This window comes from Pseudonocardia sp. KRD291, from assembly GCF_019263595.1.
GTDB lineage: Bacteria > Actinomycetota > Actinomycetes > Mycobacteriales > Pseudonocardiaceae > Pseudonocardia.
On record NZ_JADQDD010000154.1, the window covers coordinates 1 to 14,964 of the forward strand.

The 14,964-nt window shown below is 74.3% G+C and carries 13 protein-coding genes; 3 read left to right on the forward strand and 10 right to left on the reverse strand.

Annotated elements, in window-relative coordinates; genetic code table 11:
* Positions 1-161: 161 nt before the first annotated feature.
* Positions 162-401, forward strand: coding sequence for a hypothetical protein (locus I4I78_RS20105; protein ID WP_218612970.1), 240 nt, complete (start codon positions 162-164; stop codon positions 399-401).
* Positions 402-411: 10 nt separating this feature from the next.
* On the opposite strand, the gene I4I78_RS20110 is transcribed toward I4I78_RS20105, so the two are convergent.
* Both I4I78_RS20110 and I4I78_RS20115 read right to left on the reverse strand, forming a co-directional pair.
* On the reverse strand, positions 412-1,461 hold the full coding sequence (locus tag I4I78_RS20110) for a pirin family protein (protein WP_308252241.1): 1,050 nt from the start codon (positions 1,459-1,461) through the stop codon (positions 412-414).
* Positions 1,458-2,015, reverse strand: coding sequence for an NUDIX domain-containing protein (locus I4I78_RS20115; RefSeq protein WP_218612971.1), 558 nt, complete (start codon positions 2,013-2,015; stop codon positions 1,458-1,460). The genes I4I78_RS20110 and I4I78_RS20115 overlap by 4 nt, the downstream gene beginning before the upstream one ends.
* 112 nt (positions 2,016-2,127) lie before the next feature.
* Between I4I78_RS20115 and I4I78_RS20120 the strand changes: the two genes are divergently transcribed.
* Complete coding sequence (locus tag I4I78_RS20120; RefSeq protein WP_218612972.1) at positions 2,128-3,132, forward strand: alpha/beta fold hydrolase; 1,005 nt, start codon at positions 2,128-2,130, stop codon at positions 3,130-3,132.
* A gap of 138 nt (positions 3,133-3,270) precedes the next feature.
* Here the strand turns inward: I4I78_RS20120 and I4I78_RS20125 are convergent, their stop codons facing one another.
* From I4I78_RS20125 to I4I78_RS20135, 3 genes are all read right to left on the reverse strand, one after another.
* Positions 3,271-6,189 carry a vitamin B12-dependent ribonucleotide reductase gene (locus tag I4I78_RS20125; protein WP_226380065.1) on the reverse strand — a complete coding sequence of 973 codons (2,919 nt, stop codon included), beginning with the start codon at positions 6,187-6,189 and terminating at the stop codon, positions 3,271-3,273.
* Positions 6,190-6,298: 109 nt separating this feature from the next.
* Entirely contained in the window at positions 6,299-6,787 is a 489-nt protein-coding gene (nrdR, locus tag I4I78_RS20130; RefSeq protein WP_218612975.1) for a transcriptional regulator NrdR, read from the reverse strand.
* Between the two features lie 1,030 nt (positions 6,788-7,817).
* Positions 7,818-8,300: a hypothetical protein gene (locus I4I78_RS20135; protein ID WP_218612976.1), complete on the reverse strand. Its 483-nt coding sequence runs from the start codon at positions 8,298-8,300 to the stop codon at positions 7,818-7,820.
* Positions 8,301-8,510: 210 nt separating this feature from the next.
* On the opposite strand from I4I78_RS20135, the gene lexA reads away from it, so the two are divergent.
* The gene (lexA, locus tag I4I78_RS20140) at positions 8,511-9,242 is read left to right on the forward strand and encodes a transcriptional repressor LexA (RefSeq protein ID WP_218612977.1); all 732 of its coding nucleotides are present in this window, start codon (positions 8,511-8,513) and stop codon (positions 9,240-9,242) included.
* 19 nt (positions 9,243-9,261) lie between these two features.
* Here lexA and I4I78_RS20145 read toward each other — a convergent pair whose 3' ends face one another.
* The 5 genes from I4I78_RS20145 to I4I78_RS20165 form a co-directional block, all read right to left on the reverse strand.
* Complete coding sequence (locus tag I4I78_RS20145; RefSeq protein ID WP_308252242.1) at positions 9,262-10,320, reverse strand: hypothetical protein; 1,059 nt, start codon at positions 10,318-10,320, stop codon at positions 9,262-9,264.
* Positions 10,321-10,370: 50 nt separating this feature from the next.
* Positions 10,371-11,777, reverse strand: coding sequence for a GTPase HflX (hflX, locus tag I4I78_RS20150; protein WP_226380070.1), 1,407 nt, complete (start codon positions 11,775-11,777; stop codon positions 10,371-10,373).
* Positions 11,778-11,926: 149 nt separating this feature from the next.
* Positions 11,927-12,877: a diaminopimelate epimerase gene (dapF, locus tag I4I78_RS20155; RefSeq protein WP_218612980.1), complete on the reverse strand. Its 951-nt coding sequence runs from the start codon at positions 12,875-12,877 to the stop codon at positions 11,927-11,929.
* Positions 12,878-12,887: 10 nt separating this feature from the next.
* The gene (gene miaA, locus I4I78_RS20160) at positions 12,888-13,835 is read right to left on the reverse strand and encodes a tRNA (adenosine(37)-N6)-dimethylallyltransferase MiaA (protein WP_226380071.1); all 948 of its coding nucleotides are present in this window, start codon (positions 13,833-13,835) and stop codon (positions 12,888-12,890) included.
* A gap of 98 nt (positions 13,836-13,933) precedes the next feature.
* The gene (locus I4I78_RS20165) at positions 13,934-14,665 is read right to left on the reverse strand and encodes a hypothetical protein (protein ID WP_218612982.1); all 732 of its coding nucleotides are present in this window, start codon (positions 14,663-14,665) and stop codon (positions 13,934-13,936) included.
* Between the last annotated feature and the right edge of the window lie 299 nt (positions 14,666-14,964).

Sequence of the window (14,964 nt, forward strand, 5' to 3'; positions counted from 1 at the left end):
GCGCACAAACCCTAGTCCGCGCGCGCTGCTCTGGACCCCGCGCTGCACGAACGGGCCTCTCGTCCAGCCCCGCTGTACGAGCGGAGCTCTCATCCAACGGACGCGGGGTCTTTTCGGTCATGGGGGCAGCGGGCGGCGCCGTCGGTTGGCACCATGCCGGGATGCCCGACGCACACGACGGCCTCGTGCCGGCCCTGGTCCGGGTCGGCCAGCAGAAGGGCCAGCTCCGCTGGTTCAGCGTCATCCCCCGCACCGGCGAGTGGGTCAACCACGCGCCGCGGGGGTGGCCGCGCGACGACTACGAGGTCGAGTGGGTCCTGCACTGGGCCTGGAACCCGGAGGACCCGCTCGACGAGCGACCGGAGGTGACGGTCGAGATCTGCCTGGTCGACCCGGGATAGCCCCCTGTGCTCAGGACCGCCGGCGCTCCACCCGCCCGCGGGGCCGCAGACGACCGGCCGCGGGGAGCTCCGGGGACGGCAGCGGGTCGCCCTCGTAGCCGGGCACCGCGCCGAACCGGGGCGTTCCGGAGCCGGCCGCGGCGAGTGGGCCGGCGGGACCGGGACCAGCGGAACCGGACGCCGCGCCGGCGATCTCGGCCTGCCACTGCTCGCGGAACGACTCGATCTCGCGGGAGCTGCGGCCGATGAAGTTCCAGAACATGACGATCTTCTCGTCGAACGGCGCCCCACCGATCAGCAGCAGGCGGTCGTGGTCGCTGCCCGCGCGCAGCCGCACCTCGTCGCGCCCGCAGCCCAGGTAGAGCAGGGCCCCCGGGTCGAGCTCGCCGTCGGCGACGTCCGGGTGCCCGGACACGGTGAGCACCGCGTACTCCCAGTCCCGCTGCAGCGGCAGCAGCACATCGGCGCCGCGGGCGACCGAGACGTCCACCCCGGCCAGCGGGCTGTGCGTGCGCCCCGGCGAGACGGCCCCGGCGAACTCGCCGAGCAGCACCGTCGCGGACAGCCCGCGGTCGGTGACGACCGGCAGGTCGGTGTGGTGCTCGAACCGCGGCGCGATGTTGCGCTCCGCCTCCGGCAGCGCGACCCACAGCTGGGCGCCCTGCAGCAGCGGCGAGTGCGGGTCCGGGGACTGCTCGGAGTGCGCGATCCCGGACCCGGCCGTCATCAGCCCGAGCTCGCCGGCGCGCACCACCTGGTCGCTGCCGACCGAGTCGCGGTGGTGCACCTCGCCGTCGACGAGCCAGCTGACCGTCTGCAGGCCGGTGTGCGGGTGCGGGGCGACCTGCATCCCCGGCTCGTCGGCGATGTCGTCCGGGCCGTAGGTGTCGACGAAGCACCAGGCGCCGACCATCCGCCTACCCAGCCGGGGCAGCAGGCGCCGGACGTCGGTGTGCTCGCCGAGACGCACGGTCGTCGCGTCGATGACCTCCCGGACCGGACCGGCCTCGGGGTCCCCGGCACAGATCTGCACCGTCGGGTCGGGCGCGACGTCACTCACTCCCCCAGGTTAGCCGCCGTCCCCTGACCTGGACCGTGGGTGTCGGGGCCGTGGGTGTCGGGGCCGTGGGTGTCGAAGCCGTGCGTGGTGACGGCGGGCGGCCCGCCGGTGCGCAGTGCCTCGAGGACGGCGCGTTCGTGCGGGACGACCGGGTCGGGCAGTGCGTCCAGGGCGAACCAGCCGATCTCGGCGCTCTTCGTGGCCTCCATCCGGCGCGGCTCACCGGCCCAGCGGCGGCAGGTGAAGAAGAAGTCGACCCGCTCGTCGACCGGGTCGCCGTTGCCGTGGGTGCGGTGCATGGCGGTGAGCGGGACGAGGTCGGTCGCCTCGATGGTGACGCCGAGCTCCTCGGCGGCCTCGCGGACGGCCGCGGCGACGGCGGACTCCCCCAGCTCGACGTGCCCGGCGGCGGCCGCGGCCCAGTGCCCGTCCCGGTAGCCGGTGCCCCGCCGCAGCTGCAGCAGCACCTCGGTGTCGCCGCCGGGTTCGGGCCGGCCAGGATCTCGGAGCAGCAGGACGTAGGAGGCCGGAACGACGCGGAAACGACTCGTCACACGGGTGACTCTAGGCAGCGGTCCGCCGCAACACCGCGGTAACCGGGCTCGCCTACCGTCGCGGGACGCCCGGTCGCAGGACGCCGGGCGGGGTCGACGAGGAGGTGCGCGCGTGGCCGTCCGGCACGATCTGCGGACCCGGGCGGGGGGCGACCGCCTCGGCGTCGTCCCGCCGCGCGACTCGGAGCTGCGGTTCCGCACCGTGCACGGCTACCGGCGGGCGTTCCGCGTCGCCGGGTCCGGCGCGCCGGTGGTGCTGATCCACGGGATCGGGGACAGCTCCGCGACGTGGGAGCCGATCCTGCCCGCGCTGGCGCGCCACCACCTGGTGATCGCCCCGGACCTGCTCGGGCACGGGCACTCGGACAAGCCGCGCGCCGACTACTCGGTCGCCGCGTACGCCAACGGGGTCCGCGACCTGCTCGGCGTCCTGGGCATCCACCGGGCGACGCTGATCGGGCACTCGCTCGGCGGCGGGGTCGCGATGCAGTTCGCCTACCAGTTCCCGGACCGCACCGAACGTCTCGTGCTGGTCGGCAGCGGCGGCGCCGGCCTGGAGGTGGCGCCGGTGCTGCGTGCGGCCAGCCTTCCCGGTGCGCAGACCGTGCTCGCGGCGCTGCAGCTACCCACCGCGCGCTGGCAGGCCGGCCTGGCCGTGCAGGCGCTCCGGTCGCTGGGCACCGACCTCGGCGTGGACGCCGCGGACCTCCTGCGGATCGTCGACGCGCTGCCGGACGCGACGGCGCGGTCGGCGTTCATCCGGACGTTGCGGGCCGTCGTGGACTGGCGCGGGCAGGTCGTGACGATGCTCGACCGCTGCTACCTCACCCGCGGCATGCCCACCCTGCTGGTGTGGGGTGCCCGCGACGCGGTCGTCCCGGTCGCGCACGGTCGGCGCGCGCACGAGGCGATGCCGGGCAGTCGTCTGGAGATCTTCGACGACTCCGGTCACTTCCCGTTCCACACCGACCCGGCGCGTTTCGTCGGGCTGCTGGAGGAGTTCCTGGGCTCGACCGAACCGGCCCGCTGGAGCCCCGAGCAGTGGCGCCAACTCCTGCGCAGCCCCGCCACCGGCCCCGACCCCGGCGACGCCGGAGCAGAACGCTCCGCCACCTGAGTAGGGCCCGCCCGTTGGACGAGAGCTCCTTTCGCGCTGCCGAAGTGGACGAGAGCTCTGTTCGTGCCGCGCGGGCGCGGCGTGGACACGCGAACGGGCCGGCACCGGGGGTTCCGGTGCCGGCCCGTCGGGCGTGGGTCAGCTGCAGCCGCTGGTGGAGCCGCAGCCCTCGCAGAGGTAGCAGGACCCGGCGGGGCGCATCTTCGTCCCGCAGGTCATGCACAGCGGGGCGTCGGCGGCCTTGCCCAGTCGCAGCTCGAGCAGCTCGGTGGAGCTGCCGACCTCGGCCGGGGCCGGGTCGACACCGGCGGGCTCCTCGGACTTCGCCGGGGACGCCGGCACCGACGAGCGGAACTCGTCCATGTCCAGGTCACCGTCGGTGCCGTAGCTCTCGTTGACCTGGGCCGTCCGCTCGTCGGCGGAGAAGATGCCCAGCTGGACCCGCTTGTCGTAGGGCAGGTGGTCCAGCGCGAGGCGGCGGAACAGGTAGTCCAGCACGCTCGTCGCGATCCGGACGTCCGGGTCGTCGGTCATGCCGGCCGGCTCGAAGCGCAAATTGGAGAACTTCGAGACGTAGAACTCCAGCGGGATGCCGTACTGCAGTCCGACCGAGATCGACATCGAGAACGCGTCCATCACGCCGGCCAGCGTGGAGCCCTGCTTGCCGAGCTTGACGAAGATCTCGCCCAGACCGTCGTCCGGGTAGGAGCCCGCGGTCAGGTATCCCTCGGCGCCACCGACGGTGAACGACACGGTCTCGCTGGGACGCTTCTTCGGCAGCCGCCGTCGTATCGGCCGCTGCTCGACCACCGTGACGGTCTCCGGCTCGGCCGTCTTCTTCCCGCCCTTGCCGGCCGAGAGCGGCTGGCCGACCTTGCAGTTGTCGCGGTAGATGGCCAGCGCCTTGAGGCCCAGGCGCCATCCCTCGAGGTAGATCCGCTCCACGTCCTCGACGGTGGCCCGCTCGGGCATGTTCACCGTCTTGGAGATCGCGCCGGACAGGAACGGCTGCGCCGCGGCCATCATCCGGACGTGCCCCATCGGCGCGATCGAGCGCTCGCCCATCGCGCAGTCGAACACGTCGTAGTGCTCCGGGCGCATCCCCGGCGCGTCGACGACGTGGCCGTGCTCGGCGACGTACTCGACGATCGCCTCGGCCTGCTCGGGCTGGTAGCCGAGCTGGTCCAGGGCGCGGCGCACCGTCTGGTTGACGATCTGCATGGAGCCGCCGCCGACCAGCTTCTTGAACTTGACCAGCGCCAGGTCCGGCTCGATGCCGGTCGTGTCGCAGTCCATCATCAGGCCGATCGTGCCGGTCGGGGCGAGGACCGAGGCCTGCGCGTTGCGCCAGCCGTTGGTCTCGCCGAGCGCCAGACACTGCTTCCAGGTGAGCGTGGCCAGCTTCTGGATCGTGGTGCTGGCCGGGTTGGCACGGATCGCGTCGTTGGCCGCGGAGTGCTTGCGCATGACGCGCTGGTGGGCCTCGGCGTTGCGGGCGTAACCGTCGTAGGTGCCGACGATGCCGGCCAGCTCGGCCGAGCGCTTGTACGCGGCACCGGTCATCAGCGACGTGATCGAGCCGGCCAGGGCGCGGCCACCCTCGGAGTCGTAGGCGTGCCCGGTGGCCATCAGCAGCGCGCCCAGGTTCGCGTAGCCGATGCCCAGCTGGCGGAACTGCCGTGTGGTCTCCGCGATCGGCTCGGTCGGGAAGTCGGCGAAGCAGATCGAGATGTCCATCGCGGTGATGATCAGCTCGACGGCCTTGGCGAACGTCTCGGCGTCGAACTTGTCGTCGTCGCCGAGGAACTTCATCAGGTTCAGCGAGGCTAGGTTGCAGCTGGAGTTGTCCAGGTGCATGTACTCCGAGCACGGGTTCGACGCGGAGATCCGGCCGGACTCCGGGCAGGTGTGCCAGTCGTTGATCGTGCTGTCGTACTGGATGCCCGGGTCGGCGCAGTTCCAGGCCGCCTCGGCGATCCCGTGGAACAGCTTCTTCGCGCTCACGGTCTCGATGACCTCGCCGGTCATCCGGCCGCGCAGGCCGAAGTCGCCGTCCTCCTCGACGGCACGCATGAACTCGTCGTTCACCCGGATCGAGTTGTTGGCGTTCTGGTACTGCACGGACGTGATGTCCGAGCCGCCCAGGTCCATGTCGAACCCGGCGTCGCGCAGCACCCGGACCTTGGCCTCCTCCTTGGCCTTGGTCTCGACGAACTCCTCGATGTCGGGGTGGTCGACGTCGAGCACGACCATCTTCGCCGCCCGCCGCGTCGCGCCGCCGGACTTGATGGTGCCCGCGCTGGCGTCCGCGCCCCGCATGAACGAGACCGGACCCGACGCGGTGCCGCCGGAGGACAGGAGCTCCTTCGACGAGCGGATGCGCGAGAGGTTCAGGCCGGCACCGGAGCCGCCCTTGAAGATCAGGCCCTCCTCGCGGTACCAGTTCAGGATCGACTCCATGGTGTCGTCGACCGAGAGGATGAAGCAGGCGCTGACCTGCTGCGGGGAGCTCGTGCCGACGTTGAACCAGACCGGGGAGTTGAAGCTGAACACCTGGTGCAGCAGCATCCAGGTCAGCTCGTGGTCGAAGACCTCGGCGTCGGCGTCGGTGGCGAAGTAGCCGTTCTCGATGCCGGCCCGCCGGTAGGTCCCGACGACGCGGTCGATCAGGTCGCGCAGGCTCGACTCGCGCGCCGCGCTGCCCACGGCGCCGCGGAAGTACTTGCTGGTGACGATGTTCGTCGCGTTCACCGACCAGGAGCTCGGGAACTCCACACCGCGCTGCTCGAAGTTGACGGTGCCGTCGCGCCAGTTCGTCATGACGACGTCGCGGCGCTCCCACTCCACCTCGTCGTAGGGGTGACTGCCGGCGGTGGTGAACACACGCGCGACGGTCAGCCCGGCGCGGCGGCCCTTGTCCGCGGGGCGGGCCCCGTTCTTGCCGGAACGGGCGGCGCGGGCGGACCTGCCCTCGCCCGCTCCCTCCGTCCCGTTCGTGGCGGTGCGGTCTGTCGCGGCCTGCTCGGCCGCCGTCGGGCCCCCGACGGTCTCGGTCATGAACGTCCCTCTTCCGCTTCCGACGTGTTCTCGCGGCCGCGCGCTGGGAACGCGCGACGCGGATGCCGCACGGGGTCCCCGTGCCCGGCATCGTGCCCCTCCGGCCGGCTCAGCCCGGTGGGGTGCCACCCGCTCCGTCGACTGCTTCCCCGGCAGCCGTCGAACGCAGGTCGGCGATCTCCTTCTCGAAGTCATCGATCGACGAGAACGAGCGGTAGACGCTCGCGAAGCGCAGGTACGCGACCTCGTCGAGATCACGCAGCGGTCCGAGGATCGCCAGCCCCACCTCGTGGCTGGGGATCTCGGCCGCGCCACCCGCCCGCACGCACTCCTCGACCTTGTGCGCCAGCTGTTGCAGGTCGTCCTCGTCGACCGGCCGGCCCTGGCACGCCCGCCGAACGCCGCCGACCACCTTCTGCCGGCTGAACGGTTCGGTCACGCCACTGCGTTTGACGACGGCGAGCACGGCCTCCTCGACCGTGGTGAACCGTTTCGCGCAGGCGGCGCACGACCGGCGGCGGCGGGTTGCGGTCCCGTCGTCGGCGGTCCGGGAGTCGATCACCCGCGAGTCCGGGTGGCGGCAGAACGGGCAGCGCATGCGCGATCTCCCCTCCCGGATACTCGATCATGTTCCCCCACTGGTGGGAGAACGACACCAATGTAACCCCTACATGTAGGGGTACGCCATCCCCGACACGGTTCCTCGCATCACTTCGCCCGATCGTGCGGAGCAGCCTCGCACACCGGCGGTCCACGGCCTGCGCAGCTCGGGCCGCCCCCGGCCGGACGTCCGCCCAGCTCAGCGCGCCGTCGGCGGGTGGGCGTCCGGCACGGCTCCTGACGGCGGCCGTCCACCCGCCGGACGCATCGGGGACACGCCGGGGTGACGCGCCGGACGGAGCGTCACCCGAGCCGGCACGGGACCGGCTCCGTCAGCGCCCCGCGTCCGTGACCGCCGGCGCCACACCACCGGACACCGACGCCGCAGCCGACGACCCGGGAGCCGGTACGACAGGCTCCGCCACGACAGGAGCCGGCCCGACGGAAGCCGGAACGACAGAGACCGGCACGACGGGCGCCGGGACCTCCGCACGGCCGGCCGAGATGTCGGCGACCAGGCCCAGGACGACGACCACGACGGCCGAGCACAGCACCGTCGCTGCCCCGACGAGGAACCGCTCGGTGCGCGACCGCCCGGTGCGGCGGGCCGCACCCGCCCGGGCGGCGCGAGGGGGGACCAGGCAGGCACGGGTGCGCGGAGCACGCTCCGCCCGGACCCCGGCACGGACGGGCTCGGGCGGGTACGGCGCACGCGGCGTCCCGGGCGCGCACCACAGCCCCGGCCGCGGCGCGTGCCGGAGCGTACGACCCGCGCGCCGCCCGGAGCCACGGACCCGCTGACGGCGCCGATCGGCACCGTGTCGCTGCCGGAACGGCCCTGTGGCCGTCCGGTCCGTCACGTCGAGCTCGTCCATGACCCCTCCGCCGTACTACCCATCGCGTCCGCGGCACTGCTCGTCGCGGCTCCACCGTCGCGGCCGTTGCGGCCACCGGGCCGGTCGAACGCGCGTGCGAGAGGTGTAACAGCGACCCCCGACAAAAACTGCCGACGGCCGACCGGCCCGTTCTCAGAAACCGTGGAGAACGGTCACCGGAGCCGTCGGGACAGCGTTCGCCGCGGACGACGCGTCGGCGAGCAGACCGAGCCCGAACACCGCCGCCGCCGAAGCCAGCGCCACGCCGATGCCGGCGACGAGACGGCGCCTGCGGTACACCCCGGGCGAGACCACGGTGCGCGGGGCGAGCGCGACCGGGGCGGGACAGAACGCCGCGGCGCGGACCGCCGGCCGGGGGCGCCGGGCGGTCTCCGTCGGCCGCGCGGAGCCTGCGGTTGCTGCGGGGCCTACAGGTGCAGCGGGGCCGCGACCGGCCGGGACCGGCCTGCGCGCGGTGCCGCCGCGTACGGACCGGGCACTGCGGATGTCGCGGACGTCGTCGACCCCGCGCACGCCGTGCACCCCGCGCATACGACCGGGCACACGACCGGGGACGTCGGTGTTGTGACCGTCGCCGGGCACGTCGCGGGTCTCCTGCAGCTCGTACGAGATCACGGCCCTGCCCCTCACCGGGCCCGGCCACGTGGCCGGGATCCTGTCGACATATCGCACTGATGTTCGATCGAACGCTCGTGCGAGTGTCTACCACCGGCCACCGACAGAAATCCACGACATACCGGCGTGTCGTTCGAACATGTGTTTGGCGATCGTGTCGACGACGACTAGCGTTCGAATCCACGACGATCCTTGAGGAGGCGAGATCGCATGGCAGCCGACGAGTCCGGAACCGGCACGACCGCCGGACCCAGGTCCGGGAAGGTGCGCGAGTTCCCCGAACCTGTGGCGGACACGCGCGGCCTGACCCCCCGCCAGCGCAAGGTACTGGCCGTGATCCGGGACTGGGTGGAGCGCTTCGGCTACCCGCCGAGCGTGCGCGAGATCGGCGACGCGGTGGGCCTGACGTCGACGTCGTCGGTGCACCACCAGCTGCGGACGCTGGAGAAGAAGGGCTTCCTGCGCCGCGACCCGAACCGCACCCGTGCGGTCGACGTGCGCAGCCCCGACACCGGCGAGAGCTCCGAGGGCGAGGGCGACCCCTCGGCGGTGCGGTCCGAACGGCCGTCCCCGGCGTTCGTGCCGCTGCTCGGCGACATCGCCGCCGGCGGCCCGATCCTGGCCGAGCAGGCCGTCGAGAGCGTGTTCCCGCTCCCCCGCGAGATCGTCGGCGAGGGAACGTTGTTCCTGCTCAACGTCAAGGGCGACTCGATGGTCGAGGCCGCGATCACCGACGGCGACTGGGTCGTGGTGCGCCAGCAGCCGGTCGCCGAGCAGGGCGAGGTGGTCGCCGCGATGATCGACGGCGAGGCCACGGTGAAGACGTTCCGCCGCAAGGACGGGCACGCCTGGCTGATGCCGGCGAACGCCGCCTACCAGCCGATCCCCGGGGACGACGCGACGATCCTGGGCCGGGTCGTTGCGGTGCTGCGACGCCTGTAGACCCCGTGCGGGCCCGCCGTCAGCGGCGGGCCCGGCGCCGGCCGTGCAGCGTCATCGCGACGCCGGCGCCCAGCAGCAGCACGACCACCGCGGCACCGCCCAGCACGGCGGGCAGCCACGGCGGGAAGGTCCGGGTCGGCGGCGGTGTGGCCGGCTGCACCTGGGCCGCCGCGCCCGGGGCGAGGGCCGCGGCCGCCGCACCGGGCACCGTCCGGATCGCGGCCGGGCGCCCGCCGCGGGCCTCGGACCCGGACAGCAGCGTCCCGTCGGCGGTGAGCGCCACCGCCTCCCCCTGCGGTTCGTCCGGCAGCGGGATCGCGACCGGTGCCCCGGCCAGTGCGGCCACCAGACGGTCCGCGTCCGGCGGGACGCCGTCGGCCGGCAGCGGGAACAGCCAGGCGTCGGTGTAGGTGCGCAGGGCGAGCACCCGCCGGTCGCCGGCCGACGCACCGGAGGGTGCGGGGCTCAACCCGGCGCCGGTGATCGTGCGCGTGCCGATCCCGCCCAGCGGGCCACCGGCCGTCGACGACACCGGCAGCACCACCTGCCCGGCCCGCACCAGCGGCGTCGGTCCGGGTTCGGCGAGCGGGCCGGACGGCCGGTAGACCCCGGCCGCACCGGACGCCTTCGTGACGATCACCGGGACCCCGTCGTCCCCGACGACCAGCGCCTCGGCGTCGCGCGGACCGTCCGGGTAGACGAGGCGGTGCAGCCTCGGCGGCCCGGAGCGGGGAAGCACCACCAGTGCGACCGAGTCCCGGCGTCCGGCGTTGTCACCGATGTCGGCGAGCCAGAGCGCGCCGTCCGGGCCGGTCGCCAGGTCCTCGACGTCGGCCGGGTCGATCGGGGCGGCGCGGGTGCCGGTGACGGCGCAGGTCCGCGCGTCGATGCGGTAGGCCACCGCCCGGGAGCCGCTGTCGACGATCCCCCAGCGCTGGTCGCCGTCGGCGACCAGCCCGGAGAGTTCACCGAGCCGGTCGTCGTCGACCGTGCACCCCGGCCCGGGGGCCTGCGCCGGGACCGGACCTCCGGGAGCGGGCCCGGCCAGGGCCGGTGCGGCCAGGGCCAGCACGGACACCGTCGCCCCGACGACCAGCGCCGGGGCCGTGCCGCCGCGGAGGAGCCGGCTCAGGACCGCGGCTCGTCGGACCCGGCCGCGGACCGGGTCCCGGCCGTGACGAACGCGGAGACCGCCGTACCCAGCTCCGGGCCGACCCGGGCGCGCAGGCGGGTGCCGTCGGGTGTGTGCTCCTCGGCCAGCACCTCGCCCTCGTCGTGCACCCGCGCGACCAGGCCGCCCTCGGTGTAGGGCAGCAGCAGGTCGACCTCGTACTGCGGGTGCGGCAGCAGCTCGGCGATCCGGTCGCGCAGCTTGGCCACCCCGTCGCCGCGGCGGGCGGAGACGAACACGGCCTCACCGGCCAGTGCCCCGCGCAGCCGGGCCAGCGCCAGGTCGCCCGCGGCGTCGGTCTTGTTCACCACGAGCAGCTCGCGCGGCATCGTGCCGCCCTGCTCCTCCCCGATCTCGATCAGGACCTGGCGCACGGCCGAGATCTGGTCGTCCGGGAAGGGGTCCGAGGCGTCCACGACGTGCACCAGCAGGTCGGCCTGCCCGGCCTCCTCCAGCGTCGAGCGGAACGCCTCGACGAGCTGGTGCGGCAGGTGCCGCACGAACCCGACGGTGTCGGTGAGGGTGTAGTGGCGACCGTCCGGCGTCTCGGCCTTGCGGGTGGTCGGGTCCAGGGTCGCGAACAGCGAGTCGTGGACCAGCACACCGGCGTCGGTCAGCGCGTTGAGCAGGCTGGACTTGCCGGCGTTGGTGTAGCCGACGATGGCCACCGAGGGCACCTCGTAGCGGCGGCGGTTGCCACGCTGGGTGTCGCGCACCTGGCGCATCGCGCCGATCTCGCGGCGCAGCTTGGACATGCGCGCCCGGATCCGGCGGCGGTCCAGCTCGATCTTCGTCTCACCGGGGCCGCGGCCACCGATCCCGACGCCGTTCGCGGCCCGGCCACCGACCTGCCGGGACAGCGCCTCACCCCAGCCGCGCAGCCGCGGCAGCAGGTAGGACAGCTGGGCCAGCTCGACCTGCGCCTTGCCGTCCCGGGAGCGGGCGTGCTGGGCGAAGATGTCGAGGATCAGCGCCGTCCGGTCGATCACCTTGACCTTGAGCTTCTCCTCCAGTTGACGCAGCTGGCCGGGCGAGAGCTCGCCGTCGCAGATCACGGTGTCCGCACCGGCCGCACGCACCGCGGAGCCGAGCTCCTCGACCTTGCCGGAGCCGATGAACGTCGACGGGTCGGGGTTGTTGCGGCGTTGCACCAGGCCGTCGAGCACCTCGGATCCGGCCGTCTCGGCCAACCGGGCGAGCTCCGCGATCGAGGCGTTGGCCTGCTCCGACGAGCCCTCGGTCCAGACGCCGACCAGCACGACCCGCTCCAGGCGCAGCTGCCGGTACTCGACCTCGGTGACGTCGGTGAGCTCGGTCGACAGGCCGACGACGCGACGCAGCGAGGAACGTTCCTCGAGGTCCATGTCACCGGACGACGGGTCTCCCGCACGGGGGGCGGGTGAGGCAGGGGCACGCGGCGCGCGGACGGGCTCGTCGACGGTGGTCGCGGCGGGGTCGCGCGGGGCCGGGTCGTTCAGTGGGGCTTCAGTCATGTTGACCCCATGCTCCCACGTCATGGCCGCCGTGTCCGCCTGCTTTCACCGGCTCTGTCCGGGACCGGGCCCAGGGAGTCCCACCAGGTGCGGTCGAGCTCGCCGTGGGCGATCAGCTCGGCCGGTCCGTGCAACGTCGTCGCGCCGGGCTCGACGGTGACCCGCAGCGCCCCGCCCGGGGTCGCGACCGCGACGTCACCGGCGTCGCGACCGGCCGCGCGCAGCGCCGCGACCACGGCGGCGACCGTGCCGGTGCCGCACGACCGGGTCTCCCCCACCCCGCGCTCGTGCACCCGCATCCGCACGGCGTCGCCCTCCGGGCCGGTCGCGATCGGTGTCACGAACTCGACGTTCACGCCGTGCGGGAACAACCCCGAGTCGTGCGACGGGGGGCGGGTCAGGTCCAGGGTGTCCGGGTCGGTCGTGCCCACGCAGGCCAGGTGCGGGTTGCCCACGTCGATCGCGACGCCGGGGTGGGTGACGCCGTCGACGACCGCGGTCGACTCCGCGCCGATCCGGGCCGGCCCCATCCCGACCGAGACGACCGTGTCCGCCCCGGAACCGGCGATCGTCACCGTGCGCACCCCGGCCCGGGTACCCAGCGGCCCCTCGCCGCCCCAGCCGCGTTCGTACAGGTAGCGGGCGAACACCCGGACGCCGTTGCCGCACATCTCGGCGGCCGAGCCGTCGGCGTTGCGGTAGTCCATGAACCACTCGGCACCGGGCTCCGGGTCCGGCACCCCGGCAGTGCCGGTGCCGGTGCTCGTTGCGCCGGCGCTCCTCTCGGCGAGCTTCGCCCAGCGCACGACCCGCAGCACGCCGTCCGCGCCGAGGCCGCGGCGCCGGTCGCACAGGGCGGCGACGCGGGCCGGGGTCAGGTCCAGGGACGCGTCCGGGTCGGGCAGCACGACGAAGTCGTTCTGGGTGCCGTGGCCCTTGCTGAACGCGACGCCGGCGGTGGACGGGCTCATGCCCGCCAGCCTACGACCGTCCGGCACCGCGGCCGGCGACGGCGTGCACCGCGTCGAGTGCCTGCTCGAGCAGGTCCGGGGCGGCGCCGTCGAGCCAGTGGATCCGGGTGTCGCGGCGGAACCAGGAGCGCTGCCTGCGGACGAACCGGCGGGTGGCCCGCACGGTCTCCTCCCGGACCCGCTCGAGCGCCTCCGGGGTGAGGTCGGCGTCGTCGGACCCGGCCTCGTCCAGCGCGTCGAGCACCTGGCGGTAGCCCAGCGCCCGCGGCGCGGTGCGGCCCCCGCGCAGCCCCCGGCCGAGCAGCTCCCGGGTCTCGGCGACCATCCCGGCGGCCAGCATCGCCTGCACCCGCACCGCGATCCGCTCGTCGAGCACCGCGGTGTCGCGGTCCACCCCGATCAGCACGGCGTCGTAGCGGGGTACGGCCGCCGCCGGCATCCGCGCGCGGAACGGCCGCCCGGTCAGCGCGATCACCTCCAGCGCGCGCACGATCCGCCGCCCGTTGCTCGCCAGGACGTCCGCGGCCGCCGCCGGGTCCCGCTCCGCGAGCCGCCGGTGCAGTGCCTGCGACCCGACCGAGGCGAGCTCGGCCTCCAGCCGCGCGCGCAGCTCCGGGTCGGTGCCGGGGAACTCCAGCTCGTCGACGACGGCCTGGACGTAGAGCCCGGAGCCCCCGACCAGGACCGGCGTGCGGCCGGACGCGCGCAGCGCCTCGACGTCGGCGCGGGCGTGGCGCTGGTAGGCGGCCACCGACGCGGTCTCGGTGACCTCGAGAACGTCGAGCTGGCGGTGACGCACGCCGCGACGTGCGTCCGGCGCGAGCTTCGCGGTGCCGACGTCGAGGCCCCGGTAGAGCTGCATGGCGTCGGCGTTGACCACCTCGCCGCCGCAGCGCAGCGCGAGCTCGAGGGCAAGATCGGACTTGCCGGTGGCCGTCGGGCCGACCACGGCGACCAGTGGCGGCCCTGCGGTCGTTCCCGGTGCCCCTGCGCTCGTTGCCGGTGCCCCTGCGCTCGTTGCCGGTGCCCCTGCGGTCGTTCCCGGTGCCCCTGCGGTCATTCCCGGTTCCACAGCGCCACGTGGTAGGCCACGCCGTAGGGCGCCGACGTGTGGCGCAGCGTCCCGGACCAGGTGCCGGCGGCCCGCGCGGCCCCGGCGAGCACCTGCCACGGTGCGCGCCCGGCCGCCCACAGCTCGCGGGCCAGTTCCGGGTCCAGCGCGGCGAGCGGCTCCGGGTCGGCGGCGTCGAGCGCGGCGGCGACGACGCCGTCGAAGGCCTCGGCACGCCCGTCGAAGCCGCCGGGTGAACGCTCGGAGTGCCGCGCCGCTCCGTCGCCCACCACCAGCAACCCGACGTCCTCGGCGCCGCGACCCGCGGCGTCGGCGAGCTCCGCGCCGAGCGCGAGGCAGTCCGCGACGCCGGCGTCCGGGCCGACCAGCTCGCCGCGCACCCGCAGGTCGGTCCCGGCCCCGGCGGCCGCCCAGCCGGCGATCAGCAGCGGCAGCGGCAGGCCGGGGCCCTCGTCGTCGATCCGGCCCTCGCCTCCGGGCAGCACGACCGGGACGTCGCGGCCGTACCCGGCGAACGTGCCGGTGGTACCGGGTTCGACGCTGCGCCGGCCACCGGAGTCGGCCCCGACCACGATCCACGTCCGGGCCGCGGCGGCGAGGTCGGCGGCGGTGGCCCGGCAGGCCTCCCGCAGGGCCTCGGTCTCCACCGCGGCGCCGCCGGTCAGCTCCGGCACGAGCAGCGGGGGCTGGGGCAGGACGGCGATCACGGAGAGCACGAGCGCCGAGGATAGGGCCCGCGCGGCCGCCCGGCCCGGCACACCCGGCGGTGGGCGTGGCCGTCCCGGGTGCCGCGACCGCCACGACGGTTCACCGATGGTCACCCGCCGCTGACGGCGCGCAGCGGTCCCCGGACGATCACAACGGTTCCGTACACGCGCCCGACCTGCTTGAATCGCCGGTCCGACGGTCTTCACGAACCGGTCGGCGTGCGTACGGCTCCGCCTGTCGGCGGAGCGCCCGCCGCGACACCGCGGCAGGCCGAACGAGGAGGACATCGGTGCCCGACACAGACCCC

Bases quoted from the DNA above. Each gene is read 5' to 3' on its own strand.
- I4I78_RS20105 (WP_218612970.1), top strand. From the start codon at position 162: ATGCCCGACGCACACGACGGCCTCGTGCCGGCCCTGGTCCGGGTCGGC.
- I4I78_RS20125 (WP_226380065.1), bottom strand. From the start codon at position 6,189: ATGACCGAGACCGTCGGGGGCCCGACGGCGGCCGAGCAGGCCGCGACA.
- nrdR (WP_218612975.1), bottom strand. From the start codon at position 6,787: ATGCGCTGCCCGTTCTGCCGCCACCCGGACTCGCGGGTGATCGACTCC.
- lexA (WP_218612977.1), top strand. From the start codon at position 8,511: ATGGCAGCCGACGAGTCCGGAACCGGCACGACCGCCGGACCCAGGTCC.
- hflX (WP_226380070.1), bottom strand. From the start codon at position 11,777: ATGGACCTCGAGGAACGTTCCTCGCTGCGTCGCGTCGTCGGCCTGTCG.
- dapF (WP_218612980.1), bottom strand. From the start codon at position 12,877: ATGAGCCCGTCCACCGCCGGCGTCGCGTTCAGCAAGGGCCACGGCACC.